Source organism: Paenibacillus sp. strain BS8-2, assembly GCF_054483835.1.
This window is the reverse complement of record NZ_CM137010.1, coordinates 1033747-1058427: the sequence shown is the minus strand read 5'-3', so window position 1 is coordinate 1058427 and position 24681 is coordinate 1033747. Positions and strand designations below refer to the sequence as shown.

The window sequence follows — 24681 nt, the reverse complement described above, 5'->3', positions numbered from 1 at the left end:
GGGAGGCAAATCAAGTTATGAGAATATTTCTAAGCATGCTAATAACGGTGATTACAATCGCAGTAATAGCAGGATGTGGTACAGAGCAAAAGGAGCTTTCCAGTCAGGCAGGAACAGAAGTAGATGAACAAAAGCACCGTGATGAATCGGAAACTTCATCATATGACGATGCGCCTATACACCCAACCGAAGTAGATTCCGTTGAATTTAGCAAATCATTACAATCATTTCCTGCGTTGGTGAATTCCAAAAGTGTGGCGAATTTGTCTGACCTGTCAGCAGAGCAGGTTTTTGAGTGGGTGAAGGAAACCGAACACATCTATCAATCAGCTATGTCTAGTTCAGTTGCATTTACAGAGGATCAAAGGGTGGAACTCCTAACATGGTTGCAAAACTATATGTCAGAAGAGGTGATACAAGAACGATCAACAAAAGCATTTCACCCTGTAGTAGGCGGATATAGAATTAATAGCTCTTACAGTTATAAAAATTTCAATATTCGTTCAATCGAAAAAGTTGTGAATATCGATGTGGAACATAAAGATAAGGTTAGTACACTTACTGCTGATCTTATAGTCAGGGTCGAACAACCCATTAAAGTTGTGTATGAAATTACAACGACGGATGGAGTCTCCAAGTTGACAGGCTATCAGTTTGAAATGGTTAAGAAACAACAATAACGACATATATTTTAAGGTTGAAATGTGATTGACGCATGAAAGCATTCTCCCAACTGGAGAGTGCTTTTTTGGTGTGCCACGCATGGCGATTAACTAGGCGGTGAAAGTCCGCTGTGGGGGTTTGTAGTCACCAACCACTAGCCAAGAGCAAGGGTGTCCACCGTGAGGTGGAATCTGAAGGAAGCTGGAGGCAAAATTCCGACCCGAGGAACACGAACATCATAAGGCACAGGATATGGGATGAGCTTGCCAAACAAAGCGAAATCCAATGAACTACACGGACATGCCAGTGTAGATGGTGCGGGTGCATGGAAGGAAAGTGAATCGTCTTACCGTGGGAGGTCTCATGGACGTGAAGAGATATTAGCTTCGAATCACGGTTGAAACAAGATTTATCATGAGAAGTCAGCAGACGCCATAGTACCTCCTGCCGTCGACAGCAGGGGGGAAGGGCTGAATCTTAGGAGGTGATCGTCAATGAAAGCTACCAATACAGGAGCCAAGGGCAGCCAACTTCCAATGGAAGGCTCGCCGCAGAAGAATAGTGCGGAACACGAAGGATATGCGGGAGTGCACATTCCTGAGAGGATAGCCGAAACGGATGACACCAACGCAATCGAGTCGGAGAAGAGACTTCTTGAGAAGATCGTGAGCCGCGAAAACCTGAACGAAGCGTTCAAACGAGTAAAGGCAAACAAAGGCTCTCATGGAATCGATGGGATGACAGTAGATGCACTTCTACAATATCTCAAAGAAAATGGAGAGAAAATCAAGCAGTCTATTCTGGACGGAACGCATCGTCCGAATCCCGTTCGCAGGGTAGAGATACCGAAGGAGAACGGAAAGAAGAGAAATCTAGGCATACCGACCGTAGTGGACCGAGTCATCCAGCAAGCGATTGCCCAGGTGCTAACGCCGATCTACGAAAAGCAATTCTCGGATAACAGTTATGGATTTCGACCAAAGCGAAGTGCACACCATGCCATTCGGAAGAGTCAAGCCAACATCGACGAGGGCTACAAGTATGTAGTAGATATGGATTTGGAGAAATACTTCGACACGGTAAATCAAAGTAAGTTAATTGAAGTATTGTCCAGAACGATCAAAGATGGACGAGTCATCTCGCTCATCCACAAATACTTAAAAGCAGGAGTCGTAGTCAAACACAAATTCGAGGAAACAGAAATCGGCGTGCCCCAGGGTGGCAACCTGAGTCCAATACTTAGCAACATCATGCTGAACGAACTGGATAAGGAACTGGAGAACAGAGGACACCGATTCGTGCGCTATGCAGACGATCTGCTGATCTTCTGCAAAAGCAGGAAAAGCGCCGAGCGCTCTCTAACGAACATACTTCCCTTCATCGAAGGGAAGCTATTCCTTAGAGTAAATCGGGAGAAAACGGTCGTGGATGAGGTGGGAAAGGTTAAATTCCTTGGCTTCTCGTTCTATCGGTATAAAGGTCAAGCGAGGGTCAGAATACATCCGAAAGCCATTGCCAAGATGAAAGTGAAAATTAAAGAGCTGACGTCGAGAAGCAACGGAATGGGGAATGAGGTCCGTGCGATGAAGCTTAAACGCTATATTATGGGGTGGATCAACTACTTCAAGATAGCGGATATGAAGTCGCTACTCAAAACGACGGATGAATGGATGAGAAGACGGATTCGCATGATCTACTGGAAACAATGGAAGCGAATCAGGACAAAATTCGATCGACTGAAATCATTCGGCATCCTCGAACAGAAGGCATGGGAATACGCAAACACAAGAAAGAGCTATTGGAGAACCTCCAACAGCCCTATCCTTTCCAAATCCCTTAACAACTCCACTATAAATGCTCTAGGTTTCCTCTTCTTTTCTGATTATTATCGACAAGTTACTGCGCAGTCCTAATGGAACCGCCGTATACCGAACGGTACGTACGGTGGTGTGGGAGGTCGGCTACTCAAATAATGAGTAGCCTCCTACCCGATTATAAATATAATGTGTGGTAATCAATGAATACGCTGGTTTTATTGGGTTTGTTGAAATTTTTTTGTCTTAAATCACTCTATAGTCAAGAGTTACGAAGAAGTAGAGTTACGAAGAAGCTTCACTCACAACGAACTGCTCCTGAGCCGATAATGATTTTAACCGGAAATCGGCATGCTAAGTTCACAATCATTTTCGTGCACGGTGTGCCTTTATTGAGACGGCATATAATGGTAAACTTTGAAGACGAGTATTCAAAGAGGGAGTCTTCGCATGGCTAAGATCAAAACGAAATTTGTATGCACCGAATGCGGCAACGAGTCGGCGAAGTGGCTGGGCAAATGTCCAGGCTGCCAAGCTTGGAATACGATGGTGGAAGAAAAAGAAACCGTTGTGAAGACAAAAGGCATCGGCTTATCGGGAATCCATACGAAAGAAAAACCGCAATCGATCATACATATAGAAAGTGGGCAAGAGCCTCGCATCGAGACGCGGATGGTTGAATTGAACCGGGTGCTTGGCGGCGGTGTCGTACCAGGCTCGCTGATTCTGGTTGGCGGCGATCCGGGCATTGGCAAATCAACGCTGCTTCTACAAACGTCGCATGCGCTCGCCGAAAAGGGACTGAAGGTGCTGTACATATCCGGCGAGGAATCCGTGCGGCAGACCAAGCTGCGTGCGGACCGGCTAGGCGCGCTGACGGAATCGCTTTACGTGCTGTGCGAGACGAATATGGAGCATATTAACGATGCGATCGAATCCTTAGATCCGGATTTCCTGGTCATCGACTCCATCCAGACCGTATTCGACCCAAGGGTCGAGTCTGCTCCCGGAAGCGTGTCGCAGGTCCGCGAATGCACGGCTCATTTCATGCGGACGGCGAAGATCAAGGGCATCGCCACCGTGCTCGTCGGGCATGTGACCAAAGAAGGTGCGATCGCGGGTCCGCGCTTGCTGGAGCACATGGTGGACTGCGTGCTGTACTTCGAAGGCGAACGCCATCATACGTACCGGCTGCTGCGAGCGGTTAAGAACAGATTCGGCTCCACGAACGAAATCGGCATCTTCGAGATGACCGAGGACGGCTTGCGCGAGGTGTCCAATCCGTCCGAGCTGTTCTTGTCCGAGCGACCGCTCGGCGTGTCGGGATCGACCGTCGTGGCGAGCATGGAAGGAACGCGGCCCGTGCTTGTCGAGCTGCAGGCGCTCGTCGCGACGACGAATTTCCCGTCTCCGAGACGGATGTCGACGGGAATCGATCACCATCGCATGACTCTTATCATCGCGGTGCTGGAGAAGCGCAACGGGATGTTTCTCCAGACGCAGGATGCTTATCTGAACGTGGCGGGCGGCGTCAAGCTTGACGAGCCGGCCGTCGATCTGGCCGCGGCCGTCAGTATCGCGTCCAGCTTCAGGGACGCCCCTACGAAGCCTTATGACGTTATTTTTGGCGAAGTTGGCTTAACGGGCGAGGTCCGGGCGGTTTCCAGGGCGGAGCAGCGAGTGAAGGAAGCGGAGAAGCTTGGGTTCAAGAGAGTGATTATGCCCGAGAAAAGTCTCAAAGGTTGGAAGGCGCCGGAGGGTATCGAATTGATCGGCGTGAATACGGTAGCAGAAGCGTTAAAGGCAGCGCTGGGATAGGGGGTATAGATAAAATGAAGGAACCGACACATCAGGAAGTCATGAATCAATTGTTGCAATTAGTTGCGCCAGGGACCCCGTTTCGCGAAGGGCTGGAAAACGTATTGCGGGCGAAGACGGGCGCGCTTATCGTAGTGGGCTATAGTCCCGAAGTTATGGAGGTAGTCGACGGCGGCTTCTCCATTAATTGCGATTTTTCGCCGAACTATCTGTATGAGTTGGCGAAGATGGACGGCGCAATTATAATGAGCGAGGATATGCGCCGCATCTTGTATGCCAACACGCAGTTGATCCCCAATAGCGCAATCCCGTCCATCGAGACGGGGATTCGTCACAGGACAGCTGAGCGTGTGGCGAAGCAGACGGGTAAGCTGGTCGTGTCCATCTCGCAGCGACGCAATATTATTACGCTTTATCAAGGCAACCTGCGGTATTCGCTCAAGGATATCGGCGTTATATTGACCAAGGCCAACCAAGCGATACAGACGCTCGAGAAATATAAAGTCGTACTGACACAATCGTTGACCAATCTGTCCGCATTGGAATTCGAAGAGCTCGTAACGCTTCAAGAGGTAGCACATGTCATCCAGCGCGCCGAGATGGTACTTCGTGTCAAGCTGGAAATCAATCGTTACATAACGGAGCTCGGGACAGAGGGGCGCTTGATAAGCATGCAGATGGATGAACTCGTCGGCGGGGTGGAAGAGGATGCTTGGTATCTCCTCAAGGATTACGCCAAAGATAATGCCGACGACAAAATCCGAGAGATCCGCATGGGCCTTAAGAAGCTGAGTTCCGACGATTTGCTGGATGAATCGCCAATTGTACGTCTTATCGGGTATCCGCATACCAACAATATGGCTGATGAATCGGTGCTGCCAAGGGGCTTCAGGCTGCTAAGCAAAATCCCTCGTCTGCCTCACATCATCATGAACAATCTGGTGGAGCGGTTCGGTCGTTTGCCTCATATTCTCATGGCGACGATTGAAGAACTTGATGAAGTAGATGGCATTGGAGAGGTACGCGCACGCGCCATCAAAGACGGAATGAAGCGGATTCAAGAGCAGATGTTCATTGACAGGCAAATTTGATTTGGGCTACAATGGATAGAATGTGTTCCAGTCCATTTCGTGCAAATTGCGAAGGTGATGGGCATAGTAGAGAAGAGGTGGATTAGATGATCTTAAAGTCGATACCGAGCCTTCTCACGGTAGGTAATTTATTTCTCGGCGTTATAGCCATCATTATGGTTTTTAATGACCGGCCGCAGATGGCCGCCATGATGGTTCTGATTGCAATGCTGCTGGACGGCGTTGACGGAAGAGTCGCGCGTGCGCTCAATGCGCAGAGTGAATTCGGCAAGGAGCTCGATTCCTTATCTGATGTCATCTCCTTTGGCGTAGCACCTGCTTTCATTATGTATGTTGTTGCATTCCAAGAGCTCAGCCCGGCCCTTGCATGGACCGTGACTGCCATCTTCCCGATATGCGGGGCGCTACGTCTCGCGAGATTTAATGTGATTACAAGCTCGGTTGGTTATTTTATCGGATTGCCGATCCCGGCTGCTGGAGGCGTACTAGCTACGCTTGCGCTGTTCAAGGATGATATTCCGGTTGGTGTTTTACTAGCGAGCACACTGTTACTGTCGTTCCTGATGGTCAGCACCATTCGTTATCCCAATTTCAAGAAAGTGGGCATTCCGCGCAGTGCGATTTGGGTTGTTCCGATCGTCGTGGCGGTGTCCGTCGCGCTGGGTCTTCTGTTCGAGAATCAGCTGTCTAAGATATTGTTTGTGCCTCTCCTGCTTTATGCGCTGTGGGGGCTAAAAAAAAACGTTGAACGCAGACTTCCCAAACCGCGCAAACGCCGCAAGGTGAAGGAAGACGAAGAAGTGAAGTCCGAGAAACCGGCTTAAAGGTATCATGCGTATCGCGTCATCGCATCACAACAAAAACGTTCCTGTCTCTTAGAGGCAGGAACGTTTTTGTATGTTCGAACAATATTTGTTGATCCCCATTAAGTCAAATTAAATAATCCGAGGGTAGAGCACTTGTCGTACTCGTCCGCGACTACTTCGTCCAACTGAATTTGAAGGAGATTGCATAGCGCGGTCATATAGAACAGATTGCGTCCTAGCTCGCTCTTCAGTACTTCGTTGCAGTGTTCGCATAGAGCGCCGGAAAGATGGCTTTGTAACGTTTCTTTGGCATTCTCGAGATCGGATTCGTCCGCATATTGTTGTTTCCTCGCATTTAATTCGATACAGCCGCAATCGGTTACCGCTTTCGTTACTGCACGGTTCACTGATGCGCCGGATTGACCGAACTTGGACATGACATCAAGCAAGCTGCGATGCCGAAGCAGCAATTCTGATACCTGTTGCTGAAATTGTTCCAATGTAGGAGCGTTCGTTGATTCCATCTCATTTCACCCGCCTTAGTAGTAGTCGTCACTGTCTCCATTATAAAGCTCCTCGGCATCATTTTCCACATGCCGGAAGTTGCAGACTGGATCACAGGTTTCGTCGAAAGATCGGAGTCTTCGAATCTTTTGCACAAATTAGGGCAAGGCACGATTAGAGGCTGAAAGATTGGAACATAATTGTAATGGAGGTGAACCATTATGGTTATTAGACGAATGATACAACTTATTGGATTATTGTTCGGTGCGATGGCTGGCAACGAGGTTTACGGATGGGGAAGCGGTGCGGCGACATGGTCTAGCCAGTCCTACGGCATGCTGCAATCCGGCACTTATTACATGAATGTGGCGCTTGGGGCTGTGTTTGGCGTTATTGTAGCATCGGTGCTTGCGGGGCCGATCGTTCGTGCGTTGCACAAAGGTGTAGACACAATGGCGGAGATGCCGCTTAGGCAATTGATGGTAGGTGCGGGAGGGATGCTGGCAGGTTTGCTGCTTGCCGTGATGCTGAATCCGGTGGTGGCCGACCTGGATGGGATCGGCAGCTTGCTGCCGGCTGTTATGGCGTTAACGTTCGGATTTGTTGGTCTGAGAATTGGTGTAGTCAAACAAGAAGAGATTGCGGCTGGATTCGCCGCGCTGCTGGAGAAACCGAAGCCGGCGTCTGCTACTCCGGAAGCGAAGGGATTCGAAGAGCATAAGATTCTGGATACAAGCGTCATCATCGACGGCAGAATCGCGGATATTTGCAAGACGGGATTTATTGAAGGTACACTCGTCATTCCGGAATTCGTGCTGGAGGAGCTTCAGCATATCGCCGATTCATCGGATCTACTGAAACGTAATCGCGGTCGCAGAGGGCTCGATATTCTGAACAAAATCCAGAAGGAGCTAGACGTCAAGGTGTTGATCTACGAAGGAGACTTCGAGGAGATCGGCGAGGTCGACAGCAAGCTGGTGAAGCTGGCCAAAGCGCTGCGCGGCAAAGTGGTAACCAATGACTTCAATCTCAACAAGGTGTGCGAGCTGCAGGGCGTATCGGTTCTCAATATCAACGATCTTGCTAATGCCGTCAAACCTGTCGTTCTGCCGGGTGAAGAAATTATCGTACAAGTGATCAAGGACGGCAAGGAGCATGGTCAAGGTGTCGCCTATCTCGATGACGGCACAATGATTGTAGTGGAAGGCGGTCGCGAATATATCGGCACAACGATGGAAGTGCTGGTGACGAGCGTATTGCAGACATCAGCGGGAAGAATGATTTTTGCCAAGCCGAAGCTGTTGGAAAAAGCGTTGTAACAAGGTATGATAGTATGCAAGGCGCAAAGCCTTGTTGTACATAACGCTTAAGGCAGGTTGAAGGCATGGCGGAGAAGTGGGGCGTTGTCGTTGTAGCGGCCGGTCGCGGTACGCGCATGGGAACGAAAGAAAGCAAGCAATACTTGCGGCTTGCGGACAAGCCGATTCTGGTCCATACGCTGGAGCTGTTCCAGCGGATGGACCTTATTCGCGAGATTGCGCTTGTCGTAGGCAGCGAGGATATCGATAGATGCCGCGACTGGGTAAGCGAGCACGGGCTGACCAAGGTGGCGCATGTGCTCGAAGGCGGAGCGGAGCGCCAGCATTCTGTGCTGCGTGGACTGCGTTCATTGTCTGAGCATGAATGGGTAATGGTCCATGATGGCGTGAGGCCGTTGGTCAGCGAGTCGGCGGTCGAGGCATGCTGCGAAGCTGCGCTTGCTGTTGGAGCATCCGTGCTTGCTGTGCCCGTCAAGGATACAATCAAGCAGGTAGACGGCGAAGGGATCATCGTTGCGACGCCCGACCGCCGTAGCTTGTGGGCAATCCAGACACCGCAGGCATTCCGGCGGGAGCTCTTGCTGGAGGCGCATGAGCGCGCGCAATCGGACGGATTCCTTGGCACGGACGACGCGATGGTCGTGGAGAGGTTAGGGCATCCCGTTAAGGTGGCCGAAGGAGAATATACGAATATCAAAATAACGACGCCCGAGGACCTGCCGTATGCGGAATTTCTGCTGGCTCAGCGTGGCGGCTTGGATAGCAGACATCTGTCTGGCGAATCGAAGTCTGCCGGCTCCGGGTTATCGCATAGGGGAGAGATTAGATGATACGGGTAGGGCAAGGATTCGACGTGCATCAATTAGTAGAAGGAAGACCGTGTATTATCGGGGGCGTTACGATTCCTTACGAGAAGGGCTTGCTGGGACACTCCGATGCGGATGTACTGCTGCATGCGATTAGCGACGCGATATTAGGTGCGCTAGGGCTTGGCGACATCGGCAAACATTTTCCGGATACGGATGAAGCGTACAAGGATGCGGACAGCGTAGTGCTGCTCGAGCGGGTATGGCAGCTGGCCACCGAGCGAGGCTACAAGCTGGGTAATATTGATTCAACAATCATCGCCCAGCGTCCGAAGATGCTGCCTTACATTCCGCAGATGGCCGAAGTCATCGCGCGTGTGCTTCAGGCGGAGGTTTCGCAGGTAAACGTGAAGGCGACAACGACAGAGCAGCTAGGTTTCGCTGGACGCGGCGAAGGGATTGCGGCGCAATCGGTCGTATGTTTGGTAGCGGTATAGGACGAGCCTAACGCTCGGCGTTCAATGGAAATTAATTATATTTGTTGCGAGGGAGTGGCATCATGACAACAGAAGTTCGCGTGCGCTATGCGCCGTCACCGACGGGGCATCTGCATATCGGCAATGCAAGAACGGCCTTATTCAACTATTTATTCGCAAGAAACTTAGGCGGCAAATTTATTATCCGGATTGAGGACACGGACATTAAGCGTAACGTGGCCGGCGGTGAGGAAAATCAGCTAACGTATCTGAAGTGGCTCGGTATCGATTGGGACGAGAGCATTGACGTAGGCGGAGGTTATGGTCCTTACCGTCAGACGGAGCGTCTCGATATTTACAGGGAATATTGGCAGGGTCTCCTGGACCGCGGACAGGCATATCGCTGCTATTGCACAGAAGAAGAGCTTGAGCAGGAGCGCGAGGAGCAGCAGGCTCGCGGCGAGACGCCTCGTTACTCGGGACGCCATCGCAATCTGACTGCTGAGCAGCAAGCGGCTTTTGAAGCTGAGGGCCGCGTAGCGAGCATTCGATTCCGTGTGCCTGAGGGCGCGTCGTATACGTTTGACGACATGGTCAAGGGATCGATCACGTTCGACACGGCGGAGATGGGTGACTTCGTTATCGTCAAGAAGGATGGCATCCCAACTTACAACTTCGCGGTCGTGCTCGACGATCATTTGATGAAGATCAGCCATGTGCTGCGCGGAGAAGATCATATCTCCAATACGCCGCGTCAGCTCATGATCTATGAGGCTTTCGGCTGGGAGCCGCCGGTTTTTGCGCATATGACCTTGATCGTGAACGAAAATCGCAAGAAGCTAAGCAAGCGCGATGAGTCGATTATTCAATTTATCGAGCAATATGACGGGCTTGGCTATTTGCCAGAGGCGATGTTCAACTTTATCTCGCTGCTTGGCTGGTCGCCGGAAGGCGAACAAGAGATGTTCACGCGCGAGGAGCTGGTGAATGTCTTTAATGCGGAGCGTCTGAGCAAGAGTCCGGCCGTGTTCGACACACAGAAGCTGAGCTGGATGAATAATGAATATATGAAGAAAGCGGATCTGAATCGCGTAGTGGACTTGTGTCTGCCGCATCTGCAGAAGGCGGGCTGCATTCCGGATACGCTGGATGGCGCTGGACGCGAATGGGTGACGGCGCTTGTTGCGCTGCATCAAGATAAGCTGCGTTATGCAGCTGACATCGTAGAGGTGACGGAGCTCTTCTTCCGTGAAGGTGTGGCGGATGAGGAGGAGGCGGCGACAGTGCTGTCCGAAGAGCAAGTGCCGACCGTATTGTCTGCTTTCTTGCAGCTTGTGGAGAACGATGCGGCTCCGTTATCGGCAGATGGAATTAAAGACATGATTAAGAGTGTGCAGAAGGAAACAGGTCATAAAGGAAAAGCGTTGTTTATGCCGATTCGCGCTGCGCTTACGGGACAAACGCATGGTCCTGACCTGAACCAATCCATCGTGCTGCTAGGTAAGCCCAAAGTGTTGGCGCGTTTACGCGAGCGGCTCGCGGTTCAATAACTTTACTTGCACTTTCCTGCCGATTCGGTATACTATGACTATTATCAATCATATTTATCGGCCATGAACAGGAAAAGTACGTTATATCGTGGATTCGCAGAGAGGGCAACCGTCATTCGAATTCGTCGGCAGCATTGAGTTTGTTGCGTGCGGATTAGGAGAGTCGGCTGTAAGTTGCCTAGTCCGCCAGAACGGAACATGCACCTGGGAGCCTTGCTCCGAGCTGACGCTATCCTCGTATGTATACAGGAGTAGGGCGGGCAGTGTAGGCGGCAACGTATTGTCCTCGTTACGGGCATTGAGATGAATGAACAGCCATTCGTGTATGGTGCATGTTCGTTCAGGCAGAGTGGGACCGCGATATTGACGCCTCTGCAGCATAATATGCTGCAGAGGTTTTTTGATTTTTATAAGAGCTGGTTCGCCGTATGCGCGATTCAGGGTCTTTTGCATAATGACATGAGAGAGAAAGCTTATGCCGGGCAGTTGGGCGCAGTCAGTCATCCCGTCAGTATAACACCGCTGCCGCGTGCAGGTTAGTTGGAAGGGGAGAGGTCCGTTATGTTTCGCCATATTCGTTCGGATATTCAGACGGTATTCGAGAATGATCCTGCAGCTCACAGCAGGTTTGAGGTTGTTTTCACATATTCCGGTGTGCACGCCATTTGGGCGCATCGGGTAGCCCACTGGCTATATCGGAGAAATTGGCTCACAACTGCGCGAGTCATTTCGCAAGTCAGCCGATTCTTTACGGGCATTGAGATTCACCCAGGCGCGAAGATCGGCAACCGACTCTTTATCGACCATGGCATGGGCGTCGTCATAGGGGAAACCTGCGAAATCGGGGATAACGTTGTGATCTATCAAGGCGTCACGCTTGGCGGCACGGGGAAGGAAAAAGGGAAGAGGCATCCGACGGTAGGGAACAATGTGGTCATTGGCTCCGGCGCCAAAGTATTGGGATCGTTCAAGGTGGGCGATAATTCCAATATAGGATCTAATGCGGTCGTGCTGCGCGAGGTGCCTGACAATTGTACAGTCGTTGGCAATCCAGGGCGCGTCGTCAAACGTAACGGTGAGCGGGTTGGCGATCGTCTGGATCATACACAACTGCCTGACCCGGTTATTGAGATGTTCAGAGCGATGCAGAACGAATTGAATCATCTGCGAACCGAGCTTGAACAGTGCAAGGAATTACAAGAAGGGGGAAAGAGTAAAGTATGACAGTCTCTATATACAATACACTGACGAGGACCAAGGATTCGTTCACTCCGCAAGAGGCGGGCAAGGTGAAGATGTACGTGTGCGGACCGACGGTTTATGACTATATCCATATTGGCAATGCGAGACCGGTTATTTTCTTCGACGTTGTTCGTCGTTACTTGGAGGATGCCGGTTATGATGTCAATTATGTTAGTAATTTCACGGATGTGGACGACAAGCTCATTCGAAAAGCGGAGCAGCTCGGAACGGATGTGCCGGCAGTAGCGGAGAAATTCATCGAGGCATTCTACGCGGATATTGACTCGCTCGGCGTGCGCAAGGCGACGCGTAACCCGCGTGTAATGGATCATATCCCGGAAATTATCGCTTTTATCGATGAGTTGGTTGCCAAAGATTATGCCTACCCGAGTGAAGGAGATGTGTACTTCCGCACCTCCAAGTTCGAGGAATACGGCAAGCTGTCGCATCAGAAGATCGATGAGCTGCAATTCGGTATCCGTGTCGAGATTGGCGATCGCAAGGAGGATCAGGGCGACTTTGTGCTCTGGAAAGGAGCCAAGCCGGGAGAGATCAAGTGGGATAGTCCATGGGGGCCGGGCCGTCCGGGCTGGCATATCGAATGCTCCGCAATGGCTCGCAAATATTTGGGGGATACGCTCGACATTCACGGAGGCGGCCAAGACTTGCAGTTCCCACATCACGAATGCGAAGTGGCGCAATCGGAGTCATTAACGGGCAAATCGTTCGCGAACTACTGGATGCATAATGGCTATATTCACATTAATAATGAGAAGATGTCCAAGTCGCTAGGCAACGGTATTACGGTTAATGAGCTCGTCAAACGAGTGAAGCCGGAGGTTATTCGTTACTTTATGTTGTCTACACATTATCGCAGCCCGCTCAACTTCAGTGATGAAACGATCGCGCAGGCAACGGGTGGCGTAGAGCGTATCACAAACAGCTATGCTAATCTCAAGCATCGTCTTGCCGCCGAAGGGATGATCGGCACGGTCGATAATCAATTGCGCCAGACTCTTGCCAAGATTACAGACCAATTCACCGCCAAGATGGGCGACGATTTTAACACGCCGGATGCGATTACGGCTTGGTTCGAGCTGGTGACCGAAACCAATCTCTACATGGTGCGCAGGGATGCTAATGCATCCGGGCTGCAGGCGTTGCTCGCGTTGATGGAAAGGTTCGACAACGTGCTTGGATTGCTTCCTCGCGCTGCAGCATCCGATCCATTGGCAGAAGAAGTTGAAGCCCTGATCGTTGAACGTACAGAAGCACGCAAGGCGAAGAACTGGGCGCGTGCCGATGAAATTCGGGATCGACTGAACGAAATGGATATCGTGCTGGAAGATACGCCGCAAGGTATTAGATGGCGGCGCAAATGACGGACAGACGCGAAGATATACATGATCAAGAAGAACTGAGCGATGTGCGGGAAACAGCGGCAGTTGCTGATGTGGAGCGGGCGGCTCCGCTGTCCCGCAATCCGCTTGCCTTGCACACGCCGGACAAGAAAACGGGATTAATGAACCCGGTCGTGCTAGCCTATATGGGCGATGCGGTGTTCGAGCTGCTGGTGCGACAATATCTGATCTCGCTTCCCAACAACAAATCGCATCATCTGCATAGCGAAGCAACAAAACGAGTATCAGCCAAGGCGCAACGATTGTTGCTGGAACGGCTTCAGCCGCTTCTGACCGAAGAGGAAGCCGACATCGCTCGTCGGGGGCGCAATACGAAGTCGGGAGCGCCTCCGAAGAATGCGAACCCTGCCGACTACCGCCAAGCGACGGCGCTAGAATGCCTCTTTGGATATTTGTATTTCGAAGGACGCATGGAGCGAATCGGCGAGCTGATGCGCGTCGCCTTGGAACCAGTGACAGGTAAGAATGAAGGAGGGCAACCATGACTGAACAAGTGGGGCAAGAAGAAGAGATTATTGCCGGTAAACATCCCGTATTAGAAGCGCTTCGCTCAGGACGCGAGATTAATAAAATCTGGATCGCCGAAGGATCGCAAAAGAGTATGACGGCTCCGATAACGGCGGAAGCCAAGAAGCTTGGCATTGTCGTGCAATTCGTCGACAAACGCAAGCTGGACGCGATGGCGGCTGGCGTCGCGCATCAAGGCGTCATTGCGCAGGCAGCGGCGTTCGACTACGTGGAAGTGGAGGACATTTTGGCCATTGCACAGGAGCGGGGAGAAATACCGTTTATCCTTGTGCTCGACGAGATCGAGGATCCGCATAATTTAGGTTCGATTCTGCGGACGTCCGAATGCACCGGCGTGCACGGCGTCATTATTCCGAAACGGCGCTCCGCCAGCTTGACAGCGACCGTACTCAAAACGTCGGCGGGGGCAGCGGAGCATGTCGCTGTCGCGCGTGTGACCAATCTCGCGCAAACGATCGAGAAGCTGAAAGAATCGGGCGTATGGGTGGCGGGAACGGATGTTTCGGCCGCACAGGATGTGTACAAGTCCAAATTCGATATGCCTTTGGCCATTGTTATTGGCAATGAGAGCAAAGGCATGGGGCGGTTGATTAAGGAAAAATGTGATTTTCTCGTGAAACTTCCGATGCTCGGCAAGCTAAACTCGCTTAACGCCTCGGTTGCCGCAGGGGTGCTGATGTACGAGGTTGTCAGGCAGAGACGGAGCGTGTAGCGATGAATCGGCCGAATGATGTGCTCCTCGTCGACGGCTATAACATGATAGGAGCGTGGCCGGTTCTGGAGAAGCTGAAGGAAGCGGATCTGGAGGATGCACGGGACAAGCTCCTGGATATGCTGGCCGACTATCAGGGGTTCTCAGGCATGCAAGTCTACGTCGTCTTTGATGCGCATCAAGTACCTGGACTGGGCGCAACGTACAAGCAGCATAAGCTCACTGTCGTGTACACGAAGGAGAAGGAGACGGCGGATGAGTGCATCGAACGATTATGCAGCGAGCTTATGATCCGAAGACGAAGCATCTATGTGGCGACTTCGGATCTGGTCGAGCAGCATGTCGCTTTCGGCAAGGGCGCGCTCCGCTTGTCGGCGCGCGAGCTGCTGATCGACATCAACCAGAACCGTAAGCTTATCGAGCAGAACATCCGTGAACGTGAGCAGAAGCCAATACGCCGCAATTCGGTCGATGAGAACGTAAGCCTGGATGTGTGGAGTAAGCTTGAACGTCTTCGACGCGGAGAGAAGGAATAGATCCAATAGCAGGATCCTTTTTGAAGGGATTTATTCTAATTTTTCCCTATTGGAATGCTGCCTGCTTTCGTGTCATAAAGTTACAAATTTACTAGAAATACGATAACTTTCGAAGGTCCGTTCTGTTGACGGTGTAAGGTTACATAATGTATACTGACTCTATATTTCTAGCTAAAGAATCTAGCGCGGTGTACGCCTTGCAGGCCGGAGGGATAGTGTGGGTTACGACCTCAAAGAATGGAGTACGCTCGAATATGAAAGCAGTACGGACGAGGATATCGTAGAAGCTGTCCGTAACGGCGACAGCATGGCGCTGGAATATTTGATCAATAAATATAAGAACTTCGTACGCGCGAAGGCTCGTTCATACTTCTTGATCGGAGCTGACCGCGAGGACATCGTCCAAGAAGGGATGATCGGCTTGTATAAGGCGATCCGGGACTTCAAGGGCGACAAGTTAGCGAGCTTTAAGGCATTTGCCGAGCTTTGTATTACTAGGCAGATTATTACCGCAATCAAGACGGCTACTAGACAGAAGCATATTCCCCTCAATTCCTACGTTTCACTGGACAAGCCAATCTATGACGAGGATTCCGACCGAACCCTGCTGGATGTCATATGCGGCACCCGCGTATCCGATCCTGAAGAGTTGATTATTAATCAGGAAGAATTTATCGGTCTGGAAGACAAGATGGCTGAGATACTCAGTGATCTGGAGCGCAAGGTATTGATGTTGTATCTGGACGGGCGATCTTATCAGGAAATCGCTGTTGATCTGGATCGTCATGTGAAATCCATTGATAACGCCTTACAACGAGTAAAGCGCAAGCTGGAGAAGTATTTGGAGATTCGAGATTTCGGCGGTCTTTAGCCCCTCTTGCTACATTTGTGACGACTATAGGTTCATCATGGGTGATGCTTGGAAGGATCATCCGGACAATGGATTGTCTTTACCGTCTGAATTCATATTCAGTGGGTAAAGACAGTCCATTGGTTTATGTCCGAATAAATGGGCTATACTTGTCGTAGGAAGTTCATGAGTTGATAGAATTCAGAGGGCGATGCCAATATTTCGCAGGGATGATTGCGGACGTGATGCGTTGACACGGAATATGCCATGTGATAAAGTGTTTAGGTAGGCCTGAGAACGGGTTTTTTTTGTTTGGCCTAGGTAATGAGCGTGGAATCAATAAACTTTACCATAGAGTTTCGCGATTCGTATTTTTTAGCAGTTCGGGAGGTGTAATTCAATGCGGGTAATCATCACGTTGGCATGCACAAACTGCAAACAAAGAAACTATGCGACAACCAAGAACAAGCGTAATCACCCCGACCGCATCGAGTTGAAGAAGTTTTGCAAGTTCTGTAACGAGCAGACTCCTCATCGCGAGACGAGATAGTCCATTGGAGGTGTAACCGTGACATTTTTGGCCAAACTGAAGCAAGGCTTTGGGACGACGTTTAGTTTTTTTGCCGACAGCTGGGCGGAACTGAAGAAGGTTCGCTGGCCAAGTCGTAAGGAGTTGACGAGCTATTCCATCGTCGTCCTGCTGACAGTTGTCGCTGTGACGATTTACTTCTGGCTTCTTGACATCGGAATCTCTGAATTGGTTCAACTCATTGTCTAATAAGGGACCAAAGGTGGATTTGTGATGGAAAAAAGATGGTATGTCGTACACACTTACTCCGGTTATGAGAACAAAGTGAAAGCCAACTTGGAGCGCCGGGTTGAATCGATGGGCATGGAAGATAAGATCTTCCGCGTTCTCGTTCCTATGGAAGATGAAGTGGTAGAGAAGGACGGTAAGAAAAAGACCGTTCAGCGTAAAGTCTACCCTGGATACGTTCTTGTGGAAATGGTTCAAACCGACGATTCGTGGTACGTTGTTCGTAATACACCGGGCGTAACAGGATTTGTAGGCTCGACGGGATCGGGTTCCAAGCCGACTCCTCTATTGCCTGATGAAGTGGAGCAGATTCTGAAACACATGGGCATGGAAGAGCCGAAGCCGAAGATCGAATTCGATCTCAAGGAAACGGTACGCGTCAAGGTTGGTCCTTTCGCAGACTTTGTCGGATCGGTAGAAGAGATTCTGCTCGATAAAGCGAAGCTTAAGGTTCACGTCAACATGTTTGGCAGGGAAACCCCTCTTGAGTTGGATTACACTCAAGTGGAGAAGATTTAATATCCGGTTTCCAGAGCAAGCGCGCATTCGCACGTTTGTAAATCAGGGCAAGGAGGTGTGAATCATGGCAAAAAAGGTCATCAAGATGGTCAAACTGCAAGTTCCTGCAGGTAAAGCGAATCCAGCTCCTCCAATTGGTCCAGCACTGGGTCAAGCGGGCGTCAACATCATGGCGTTCTGTAAAGAGTTCAATGCGCGTACTGCGGATCAAGCAGGTCTGATTATTCCAGTCGTGATCACGGTATTCGAGGACCGTTCCTTCACATTCGAAACAAAGACTCCGCCGGCAGCAGTATTGCTCCGCGTAGCAGCTGGTATCGAGAAGGGTTCTGGCGAACCGAACAAGAAAAAAGTAGCAACTGTGAAACGCGATAAAGTTCGCGAGATCGCAGAATCCAAAATGCAGGACCTGAACGCAGCTTCCGTTGAGGCAGCAATGCGTATGGTTGAAGGTACTGCTCGCAGCATGGGTATCACTATCGCTGACTAATGACCGTATCGTCCATCGGGGCGAGAACGTCTAGATGTCTTCGTGACATCGCGCTTAGCGAAGCTTAGGCTTCGCGAGGTGGGAGGATCAGTCCTAGGAGGCTGTTCCGTTATAACCACAAAGGAGGACAATTTCAATGGCTAAACACGGTAAGAAATATGTAGAAGCAGCAAAGCTGATCAATAGCGAAGCCACTTATGAACCGGCTGAAGCGATCGAGCTTGTCAAGAAAGCAGCGACAGCTAAATTCGACGAATCCGTTGAAGTAGCAGTTCGTCTGGGTGTAGACCCGCGTAAACAAGACCAAGCGGTACGCGGCGTAGTCGTACTTCCGCATGGCACAGGTAAAACAAAACGCGTTCTCGTTTTCGCAAAAGGCGAAAAAGTGAAAGAAGCGGAAGCTGCTGGCGCTGACTTCGTTGGCGACGCAGACATGATCAACAAAATCCAACAAGGCTGGTTCGATTTCGACGTTTGCGTAGCAACGCCGGACATGATGGCTGAAGTTGGTAAACTCGGTCGTATCCTGGGCGGTAAAGGTCTAATGCCTAACCCGAAAGCAGGTACCGTAACATTTGATGTTGCGAAAGCCGTTCAAGAAATCAAAGCAGGTAAGATTGAGTACCGTCTGGACAAAGCGGGTCAAATCCACGCTCCAATCGGCAAAGTATCGTTCGACGCTGAGAAGCTGAACGAGAACATGAAAGCTCTGATCGATGCTCTGGTACGCGCTAAACCAGCTGCTGCCAAAGGTATCTACCTGAAAAACATCGCTGTTTCCTCCACAATGGGCCCTGGCGCTCGTGTTTCGACTGCTAGCTACCGCTAAGTCGAAGGGAAACAACACTAAATTCGAACACGCATACCGTAGACAGTAGGTGCCCATAAGGGCTTAATTCCCTACCGAGGTGTTATGATAATACGTTTATGAGGTTACGGCTTGTCCGTAAGTACTTAATAACGACATCATGGCCTTCGCTTTGTCTGCGAAGGCCTTTCTCATGCACCCATGGAGAAGGAATCGAACGTATTCACGGCATGTATAAAATTAACGGGAGGTGTACAGTTTGGCTAACGCAAAGATCATCCAAGAGAAACAAGAAGCGGTTGCGGTTATCGCGTCGAAGCTCACTTCGAGCTCCAGCACGGTTATCGCTGACTATCGCGGATTGAACGTTGCGCAAGTAACTGAACTGCGTAAGCAACTTCGCGAAGCGGGCGTTGACTTCCAAGTTCTGAAAAACTCGCTCGTTCGCCGTGCTACGGAAGGTACTGACCTGACGTCGCTGAACGACATTCTTACAGGACCTACAGCAGTAGCTTTCAGCGGCGATGACGCTGTTGCTCCAGCTAAGATTCTGAACGACTTCGCTAAGAAGAACGATGCCTTGAAATTGAAAGGCGGCGTTGTAGAAGGTAAAGTTGTTGGCGCTGACGAAATTAAGGCGCTTGCAGAGCTTCCATCCCGCGATGGCTTGCTCTCCATGCTCCTCAGCGTGCTTCAAGCCCCAATGCGCAACTTCGCGCTTGCGGTTAAAGCAGTTGGAGAGAAACAAGAAGCTAGCGCATAAACTAAGCTTTCATAGCAATCACTGGTTTATCGGTTCATTAGAACGGATAGCCGGCTAAAGCATCAAACCAAAAAAACTAAACCATTCGGAGGTATATACCATGTCTAACGAGCAAATTTTGGAAGCCATCAAAGGTATGACTGTTCTTGAACTGAACGATCTTGTAAAAGCAATTGAAGAAGAATTCGGCGTAACAGCTGCAGCTCCAGTTGCAGTAGTAGCTGGCGGCGCTGTTGAAGCGGCTGCACAAACAGAATTCGACGTAATTTTGACAAGCGCTGGCGCTTCCAAAATCAACGTAATCAAAGTTGTTCGCGAAATCACAGGTCTTGGCCTGAAAGAAGCGAAAGAACTGGTTGACAGCGCTCCTAAAGCAATCAAAGAAAAAGTTGGCGAAGAAGAAGCTAACGGCGTGAAAGCTAAGCTTGAAGAAGCTGGCGCTTCCGTAGAAGTTAAGTAATATCTCTTTCAGATAACTTGCAGCAGGATCGTTGCTTAAGGCAGCCTCCGCTGACGAACCCCTTGATACCGTAAGGTAACAAGGGGTTCCTTGTATGTTAACGGCTAATGCGTATAAGGAGGCGACGGAATATGTCGAATCATTATTATTCCAAGACACCGGAGGTCAAGCATAATCGCCAAATTGTAGAGACGCTCCTAAGAGGTCGACAATTGAAATTTATGACGGATGCAGGCGTGTTCTCGAAAGCGAGTGTCGATTTTGGGAGCAAGGTGTTGATCGAGGCAATGGAACTGCGAGTGGATGACCGTGTTCTGGACGTAGGCTGCGGTTATGGGCCGATTGGGCTCAGTGCAGCGTCACTTGCATCGCAGGGGATGGTCACGATGATTGATATTAATGGAAGAGCGATTGAGCTCGCCAAAGAAAATGCCGCACTTAATGGCATCAGTAATGTGAAGATTATGCAAAGCGATCTTTATGAGTCAGTCACAGATGAAGAATATGACGTTATTCTGACAAATCCGCCTATACGGGCGGGCAAAGCGGTCGTTCATCAGATATTCGAAGAAGGACATACGCTGCTCAAGAAGGGCGGCAGTATGTGGGTCGTCATTCAGAAGAAACAAGGCGCTCCCTCTGCATTAGAGAAGTTGGAGCAAGTCTATGAAGAAGTGGTAGAAGTGACAAAAGACAAGGGATATCGTATATTCCGAGCCAAAAAATAGAAATAACTGATAATACGTAAATTGTCAATCTTTTTTTGCTTAAAATGATGGAAATGAATTGACTTGACAATTTCAATATGGTAATATTATAAAATGTCAGCATAAAATTGCTCGTAAACTCTTTAGTTAACTAAAATGTCAAGTGTGATTTTTCATCAGTAAATGCATACTTTTGGGGCATTTGACGTATAATGTTTACATTTTGGGCAAAATTACTTGATATGAGACCTGCGCGGCGATCCGCGTCAGGACAACTGCCGGAAACATGCTCTTTTTTCGAACCTATTCGATAAGGGCTTTTCTTTATTTATCTGTATAGGCGGCTGCCGCCGCCCAGAGGTAACGCAGTGAGTATCGATGCTGTGAGACAGACACGAGGGGTGAGGTTAAGTTGGCAGGACAACTTGTTCAGTATGGTCGGCGTGCTAGAAGAAGCTACGCTAGGATCAGCGAGGTGCTGGAAGTCCCGAACCTGATTGAAATCCAACAAAAATCGTATGAGAAGTTTTTGGATAGCGATCTAATTGAGCTATTCCAGGACATTTCTCCGATTTCGGACTTTACGGGCAATCTTTCACTGGAGTTTATCGACTATAACTTAGGCGAGCCGAAGTATTCGGTGGATGAGTCGAAGGAACGCGATGTAACGTACGCGGCTCCACTACGCGTGAAGGTAAGGCTGTTCAATAAGGAAACGGGCGAGGTTAAGGAACAGGAAGTATTCATGGGTGATTTCCCGCTTATGACCGAGACCGGCACATTTATTATTAACGGCGCAGAACGTGTTATCGTTAGCCAATTGGTTCGTTCCCCGAGTGTGTACTTCAGCACGAAGGTAGATAAGAACGGTAAGAAGACGTACACGGCAACGGTTATTCCGAACCGTGGCGCTTGGCTGGAGCTTGAAACAGATGCCAAGGACATCATCTACGTTCGTATCGACCGGACCCGGAAAATTCCGGTAACGGTGCTTTTGCGTGCGCTTGGGTTCGGCACTGACGCCGAGATTCTGGATCTGCTCGGACATGACGAGTATATCCGCAACACGTTGGACAAAGATAGCACGGATTCGACAGAGAAAGCGTTGATAGAGATCTATGAGCGTCTTCGTCCGGGCGAGCCTCCTACTTTGGACAACGCGAAGAGCTTGCTTGTAGCACGATTCTTCGATCCAAAACGATATGACCTGGCTAACGTAGGCCGTTACAAAATAAACAAGAAGCTTCATATCAAGAACCGTTTGTTCAATCAGCGTCTTGCCGAGAATCTCGTTGATCCGTCTACGGGCGAAATCATCGCAGAATCGGGACAAATGATTGACCGCCGTCTTCTGGACGAGATTCTCGAGAAGCTTGAGACGAACGTAGGCTTCAAGACTTACCATGTAGCTAACGGCGTTCTAGATGCGGATAGTATTCCACTCCAAGCGATCAGCGTATTCTCTCCGCTCGATGAGAATAAAGTCATCAAGGTTATCGCGAACGGTATTATTGATAAATCCGTCAAGCATATTACGCCTGCGGATATTATCTCTTCGATCAACTATTTCATTAACCTGCTGCACGGCGTAGGCAGCACGGACGATATTGACCATCTGGGCAACCGTCGTCTACGTTCCGTAGGCGAGCTTCTGCAGAACCAATTCCGTATCGGTCTATCCCGTATGGAACGTGTAGTGCGCGAGCGGATGTCGATTCAAGATGCGAATGCGATCACGCCTCAAGCGCTGATCAACATTCGTCCTGTTATCGCATCGATCAAGGAGTTCTTTGGTTCGTCCCAATTGTCTCAGTTCATGGACCAAACGAATCCACTTGCGGAGCTAACGCATAAGCGTCGTCTGTCCGCACTCGGACCAGGCGGTCTGACGCGTGAGCGTGCAGGCTTCGAAGTCCGTGACGTCCATCACTCCCACTATGGGCGGATGTGTCCGATCGAGACGCCAGAGGGACCGAACATCGGTCTGATCAACTCCTTGTCCACTTTTGCCCGCATTAACGAATACGGCTTTATTGAAGCGCCGTACCGTTGGGTAGATCCGAAGACGGGAGTAGTTACGGAACAAATCGCTTATCTGACGGCAGATGAAGAGGACAATTATGTCATCGCGCAAGCGAACGCTTCGTTGACCGCCGATAGCCAATTTGCCGAGAAACAAACAATTGTCCGTTACAATAAACAAGCAGATAACATCCTGACAATGCCAAGTGATCGCGTCGACTACATGGACGTATCGCCGAAGCAAGTCGTATCGGTTGCGACTGCACTCATTCCGTTCCTAGAGAATGATGACTCCAACCGTGCGCTCATGGGATCTAACATGCAACGTCAAGCAGTACCGCTTCTAATTCCGAAAGCTCCGTTCGTCGGAACGGGCATGGAACACAAGGCCGCTAAGGACTCTGGCGTATGTATCGTATCCAAGTATGACGGTGTTATCGAACGCGCTTCGGCCAATGAAATTTGGCTGCGCCGAGTAGAGATGATCGACGGGAAGCCAGTTAATGGCGACTTGGTTAAGCATAAGCTTCATAAGTTCATGCGTTCCAACCAAGGTACGTGCATTAACCAACGTCCGCTGGTTCGCAAGGGCGATATCATCAAGAAAGGTGATATCATGGCAGATGGTCCTTCCACAGAGATGGGCGAACTTGCGCTTGGACGTAACGTAGTCGTTGCGTTTATGACGTGGGAAGGCTACAACTACGAGGATGCTATCTTGCTAAGCGAGAAGCTGGTTAAGGAAGATGTGTACACTTCGATTCATATCGAAGAATACGAATCCGAAGCTCGTGATACGAAGCTGGGACCAGAAGAGATTACACGCGATATCCCGAATGTCGGCGAAGAAGCACTTCGTAATCTCGATGAGCGTGGTATTATCCGTGTCGGCGCTGAGATTGGCGCAGGTGACATTCTTGTCGGTAAAGTAACGCCTAAGGGTGTTACGGAACTGACAGCTGAAGAGAGATTGCTCCATGCAATCTTCGGCGAGAAGGCACGTGAAGTGCGTGATACATCGCTCCGCGTACCACACGGTACTGACGGTATCGTTGTAGACGTGAAGGTCTTCACGCGTGAGAATGGTGATGAACTGCCTCCAGGCGTTAATCAACTCGTTCGTGCGTATATCGCTCAGAAACGTAAAATCTCTGAAGGTGACAAAATGGCTGGACGTCACGGTAACAAGGGCGTTATCGCACGTATCATGCCAGAAGAGGATATGCCATTCCTGCCGGACGGAACGCCTGTTGAAGTCGTTCTTAACCCGCTTGGCGTACCTTCCCGTATGAACATCGGTCAGGCACTCGAAGTCCACCTTGGCATGGCTTGCAAACATCTAGGTATCCATGCTGCTACTCCTGTATTCGACGGCGCTCGTGAGAACGACGTATTCGATACAATGGAAGAGGCTGGCATGCAGCGTAACGGAAAGACCGTTCTGTACGATGGTCGTACAGGCGAATCGTTCGAACGCGAAGTTACAGTTGGCGTCATGTACATGATTAAGCTTGCTCACATGGTCGACGACAAAATCCACGCCCGTTCTACGGGTCCATACTCACTCGTTACACAACAGCCGCTGGGTGGTAAAGCTCAGTTCGGCGGACAACGTTTCGGTGAGATGGAGGTTTGGGCACTCGAGGCTTATGGAGCCGCATATACACTACAAGAAATTCTTACTGTCAAATCCGATGACGTGGTCGGCCGTGTGAAAACATACGAATCGATCGTCAAGGGCGAGAACGTTCCAGAGCCAGGCGTTCCGGAGTCGTTCAAAGTTTTGATCAAAGAGCTTCAAAGCTTGGGCATGGACGTCAAGATCTTGTCCGAGAACGAAGAAGAGATCGAAATGAAAGAGATGGACGACGAGGAAGAGGCTGCTGGTGATAAGCTGAACCTCAACATGGAAGGCTCTGAAGTAGGAGCCGAATAAGCTTTATGGATGTGGTACACGGG

26 protein-coding genes and 1 other annotated feature are annotated in these 24681 nt (G+C 50.1%); of the genes, 25 read left to right on the top strand and 1 reads right to left on the bottom strand.

What is annotated here, in order from left to right; genetic code table 11:
* The first annotated feature begins 17 nt into the window (after positions 1-17).
* From ACX1C1_RS04670 to pssA, 5 genes are all read left to right on the top strand, one after another.
* The gene (locus ACX1C1_RS04670; protein ID WP_458955975.1) at positions 18-680 is read left to right on the top strand and encodes a hypothetical protein; all 663 of its coding nucleotides are present in this window, start codon (positions 18-20) and stop codon (positions 678-680) included.
* 477 nt (positions 681-1157) lie between these two features.
* A complete protein-coding gene (ltrA, locus tag ACX1C1_RS04665) occupies positions 1158-2576 on the top strand; it encodes a group II intron reverse transcriptase/maturase (protein ID WP_458955974.1) in 1419 nt (472 codons plus the stop codon).
* 351 nt (positions 2577-2927) lie between these two features.
* Positions 2928-4295, top strand: coding sequence for a DNA repair protein RadA (gene radA / locus ACX1C1_RS04660; RefSeq protein ID WP_458955973.1), 1368 nt, complete (start codon positions 2928-2930; stop codon positions 4293-4295).
* 14 nt (positions 4296-4309) lie between these two features.
* On the top strand, positions 4310-5386 hold the full coding sequence (disA, locus tag ACX1C1_RS04655) for a DNA integrity scanning diadenylate cyclase DisA (RefSeq protein ID WP_458955972.1): 1077 nt from the start codon (positions 4310-4312) through the stop codon (positions 5384-5386).
* 86 nt (positions 5387-5472) lie between these two features.
* Positions 5473-6210, top strand: a complete 738-nt coding sequence (gene pssA, locus ACX1C1_RS04650) for a CDP-diacylglycerol--serine O-phosphatidyltransferase (protein WP_458955971.1) — start codon at positions 5473-5475, stop codon at positions 6208-6210.
* A 101-nt stretch (positions 6211-6311) separates the two neighbouring features.
* On the opposite strand, the gene ACX1C1_RS04645 is transcribed toward pssA, so the two are convergent.
* Positions 6312-6716: a nucleoside triphosphate pyrophosphohydrolase family protein gene (locus ACX1C1_RS04645; protein ID WP_458955970.1), complete on the bottom strand. Its 405-nt coding sequence runs from the start codon at positions 6714-6716 to the stop codon at positions 6312-6314.
* 201 nt (positions 6717-6917) lie between these two features.
* Between ACX1C1_RS04645 and ACX1C1_RS04640 the strand changes: the two genes are divergently transcribed.
* The 20 genes from ACX1C1_RS04640 (at position 6918) to rpoB (ending at position 24658) form a co-directional block, all read left to right on the top strand.
* On the top strand, positions 6918-8015 hold the full coding sequence (locus tag ACX1C1_RS04640; protein WP_458955969.1) for a PIN domain-containing protein: 1098 nt from the start codon (positions 6918-6920) through the stop codon (positions 8013-8015).
* A gap of 65 nt (positions 8016-8080) precedes the next feature.
* Positions 8081-8845 (top strand): 2-C-methyl-D-erythritol 4-phosphate cytidylyltransferase, encoded by a 765-nt coding sequence (gene ispD, locus ACX1C1_RS04635; protein ID WP_458955968.1) that lies wholly within the window; start codon positions 8081-8083, stop codon positions 8843-8845.
* Positions 8842-9318 (top strand): 2-C-methyl-D-erythritol 2,4-cyclodiphosphate synthase, encoded by a 477-nt coding sequence (gene ispF, locus ACX1C1_RS04630; RefSeq protein WP_458955967.1) that lies wholly within the window; start codon positions 8842-8844, stop codon positions 9316-9318. Before ispD ends, ispF begins: the two co-directional genes overlap by 4 nt.
* Before the next feature lie 62 nt (positions 9319-9380).
* Entirely contained in the window at positions 9381-10847 is a 1467-nt protein-coding gene (gltX, locus tag ACX1C1_RS04625) for a glutamate--tRNA ligase (RefSeq protein ID WP_458955966.1), read from the top strand.
* A gap of 303 nt (positions 10848-11150) precedes the next feature.
* Positions 11151-11387 carry a hypothetical protein gene (locus ACX1C1_RS04620; protein ID WP_458955965.1) on the top strand — a complete coding sequence of 79 codons (237 nt, stop codon included), beginning with the start codon at positions 11151-11153 and terminating at the stop codon, positions 11385-11387.
* Between the two features lie 21 nt (positions 11388-11408).
* Positions 11409-12071, top strand: coding sequence for a serine O-acetyltransferase (gene cysE / locus ACX1C1_RS04615; RefSeq protein ID WP_458955964.1), 663 nt, complete (start codon positions 11409-11411; stop codon positions 12069-12071).
* Positions 12068-13471, top strand: a complete 1404-nt coding sequence (gene cysS / locus ACX1C1_RS04610) for a cysteine--tRNA ligase (protein WP_458955963.1) — start codon at positions 12068-12070, stop codon at positions 13469-13471. Before cysE ends, cysS begins: the two co-directional genes overlap by 4 nt.
* Positions 13468-13995 (top strand): Mini-ribonuclease 3, encoded by a 528-nt coding sequence (locus ACX1C1_RS04605; protein ID WP_458955962.1) that lies wholly within the window; start codon positions 13468-13470, stop codon positions 13993-13995. Before cysS ends, ACX1C1_RS04605 begins: the two co-directional genes overlap by 4 nt.
* Complete coding sequence (rlmB, locus tag ACX1C1_RS04600; protein WP_458955961.1) at positions 13992-14750, top strand: 23S rRNA (guanosine(2251)-2'-O)-methyltransferase RlmB; 759 nt, start codon at positions 13992-13994, stop codon at positions 14748-14750. Before ACX1C1_RS04605 ends, rlmB begins: the two co-directional genes overlap by 4 nt.
* A gap of 2 nt (positions 14751-14752) precedes the next feature.
* Positions 14753-15286: an NYN domain-containing protein gene (locus tag ACX1C1_RS04595; RefSeq protein WP_458955960.1), complete on the top strand. Its 534-nt coding sequence runs from the start codon at positions 14753-14755 to the stop codon at positions 15284-15286.
* A gap of 217 nt (positions 15287-15503) precedes the next feature.
* A complete protein-coding gene (gene sigH, locus ACX1C1_RS04590; RefSeq protein ID WP_458955959.1) occupies positions 15504-16157 on the top strand; it encodes an RNA polymerase sporulation sigma factor SigH in 654 nt (217 codons plus the stop codon).
* A 379-nt stretch (positions 16158-16536) separates the two neighbouring features.
* Positions 16537-16686 carry a 50S ribosomal protein L33 gene (gene rpmG, locus ACX1C1_RS04585; RefSeq protein ID WP_082967189.1) on the top strand — a complete coding sequence of 50 codons (150 nt, stop codon included), beginning with the start codon at positions 16537-16539 and terminating at the stop codon, positions 16684-16686.
* A gap of 18 nt (positions 16687-16704) precedes the next feature.
* On the top strand, positions 16705-16914 hold the full coding sequence (gene secE, locus ACX1C1_RS04580; protein WP_087570293.1) for a preprotein translocase subunit SecE: 210 nt from the start codon (positions 16705-16707) through the stop codon (positions 16912-16914).
* Positions 16915-16938: 24 nt separating this feature from the next.
* Positions 16939-17472, top strand: coding sequence for a transcription termination/antitermination protein NusG (gene nusG / locus ACX1C1_RS04575; RefSeq protein WP_458955958.1), 534 nt, complete (start codon positions 16939-16941; stop codon positions 17470-17472).
* 64 nt (positions 17473-17536) lie between these two features.
* Positions 17537-17962, top strand: coding sequence for a 50S ribosomal protein L11 (gene rplK / locus ACX1C1_RS04570; protein WP_120114510.1), 426 nt, complete (start codon positions 17537-17539; stop codon positions 17960-17962).
* Between the two features lie 136 nt (positions 17963-18098).
* Positions 18099-18791, top strand: a complete 693-nt coding sequence (gene rplA / locus ACX1C1_RS04565) for a 50S ribosomal protein L1 (protein WP_458955957.1) — start codon at positions 18099-18101, stop codon at positions 18789-18791.
* An 18-nt stretch (positions 18792-18809) separates the two neighbouring features.
* Positions 18810-18972: a sequence feature (ribosomal protein L10 leader region), on the top strand.
* Between the two features lie 57 nt (positions 18973-19029).
* The gene (gene rplJ / locus ACX1C1_RS04560; RefSeq protein ID WP_458955956.1) at positions 19030-19533 is read left to right on the top strand and encodes a 50S ribosomal protein L10; all 504 of its coding nucleotides are present in this window, start codon (positions 19030-19032) and stop codon (positions 19531-19533) included.
* Between the two features lie 100 nt (positions 19534-19633).
* A complete protein-coding gene (gene rplL, locus ACX1C1_RS04555; RefSeq protein WP_458955955.1) occupies positions 19634-19993 on the top strand; it encodes a 50S ribosomal protein L7/L12 in 360 nt (119 codons plus the stop codon).
* Positions 19994-20124: 131 nt separating this feature from the next.
* Positions 20125-20721 carry a class I SAM-dependent methyltransferase gene (locus ACX1C1_RS04550; protein WP_458955954.1) on the top strand — a complete coding sequence of 199 codons (597 nt, stop codon included), beginning with the start codon at positions 20125-20127 and terminating at the stop codon, positions 20719-20721.
* 391 nt (positions 20722-21112) lie between these two features.
* Positions 21113-24658, top strand: a complete 3546-nt coding sequence (gene rpoB, locus ACX1C1_RS04545) for a DNA-directed RNA polymerase subunit beta (protein WP_458955953.1) — start codon at positions 21113-21115, stop codon at positions 24656-24658.
* Positions 24659-24681: the final 23 nt, after the last annotated feature.

Bases quoted from the DNA above. Each gene is read 5' to 3' on its own strand.
- ACX1C1_RS04550 (WP_458955954.1), top strand. From the start codon at position 20,125: ATGTCGAATCATTATTATTCCAAGACACCGGAGGTCAAGCATAATCGC.
- cysS (WP_458955963.1), top strand. From the start codon at position 12,068: ATGACAGTCTCTATATACAATACACTGACGAGGACCAAGGATTCGTTC.
- nusG (WP_458955958.1), top strand. From the start codon at position 16,939: ATGGAAAAAAGATGGTATGTCGTACACACTTACTCCGGTTATGAGAAC.
- ACX1C1_RS04640 (WP_458955969.1), top strand. From the start codon at position 6,918: ATGGTTATTAGACGAATGATACAACTTATTGGATTATTGTTCGGTGCG.
- cysE (WP_458955964.1), top strand. From the start codon at position 11,409: ATGTTTCGCCATATTCGTTCGGATATTCAGACGGTATTCGAGAATGAT.
- ispD (WP_458955968.1), top strand. From the start codon at position 8,081: ATGGCGGAGAAGTGGGGCGTTGTCGTTGTAGCGGCCGGTCGCGGTACG.
- rplL (WP_458955955.1), top strand. From the start codon at position 19,634: ATGTCTAACGAGCAAATTTTGGAAGCCATCAAAGGTATGACTGTTCTT.
- ACX1C1_RS04605 (WP_458955962.1), top strand. From the start codon at position 13,468: ATGACGGACAGACGCGAAGATATACATGATCAAGAAGAACTGAGCGAT.
- gltX (WP_458955966.1), top strand. From the start codon at position 9,381: ATGACAACAGAAGTTCGCGTGCGCTATGCGCCGTCACCGACGGGGCAT.
- ACX1C1_RS04670 (WP_458955975.1), top strand. From the start codon at position 18: ATGAGAATATTTCTAAGCATGCTAATAACGGTGATTACAATCGCAGTA.
- ispF (WP_458955967.1), top strand. From the start codon at position 8,842: ATGATACGGGTAGGGCAAGGATTCGACGTGCATCAATTAGTAGAAGGA.
- rplA (WP_458955957.1), top strand. From the start codon at position 18,099: ATGGCTAAACACGGTAAGAAATATGTAGAAGCAGCAAAGCTGATCAAT.
- ltrA (WP_458955974.1), top strand. From the start codon at position 1,158: ATGAAAGCTACCAATACAGGAGCCAAGGGCAGCCAACTTCCAATGGAA.
- disA (WP_458955972.1), top strand. From the start codon at position 4,310: ATGAAGGAACCGACACATCAGGAAGTCATGAATCAATTGTTGCAATTA.
- rlmB (WP_458955961.1), top strand. From the start codon at position 13,992: ATGACTGAACAAGTGGGGCAAGAAGAAGAGATTATTGCCGGTAAACAT.
- ACX1C1_RS04645 (WP_458955970.1), bottom strand. From the start codon at position 6,716: ATGGAATCAACGAACGCTCCTACATTGGAACAATTTCAGCAACAGGTA.
- rpmG (WP_082967189.1), top strand. From the start codon at position 16,537: ATGCGGGTAATCATCACGTTGGCATGCACAAACTGCAAACAAAGAAAC.
- radA (WP_458955973.1), top strand. From the start codon at position 2,928: ATGGCTAAGATCAAAACGAAATTTGTATGCACCGAATGCGGCAACGAG.
- ACX1C1_RS04620 (WP_458955965.1), top strand. From the start codon at position 11,151: ATGAATGAACAGCCATTCGTGTATGGTGCATGTTCGTTCAGGCAGAGT.
- ACX1C1_RS04595 (WP_458955960.1), top strand. From the start codon at position 14,753: ATGAATCGGCCGAATGATGTGCTCCTCGTCGACGGCTATAACATGATA.
- pssA (WP_458955971.1), top strand. From the start codon at position 5,473: ATGATCTTAAAGTCGATACCGAGCCTTCTCACGGTAGGTAATTTATTT.
- rplK (WP_120114510.1), top strand. From the start codon at position 17,537: ATGGCAAAAAAGGTCATCAAGATGGTCAAACTGCAAGTTCCTGCAGGT.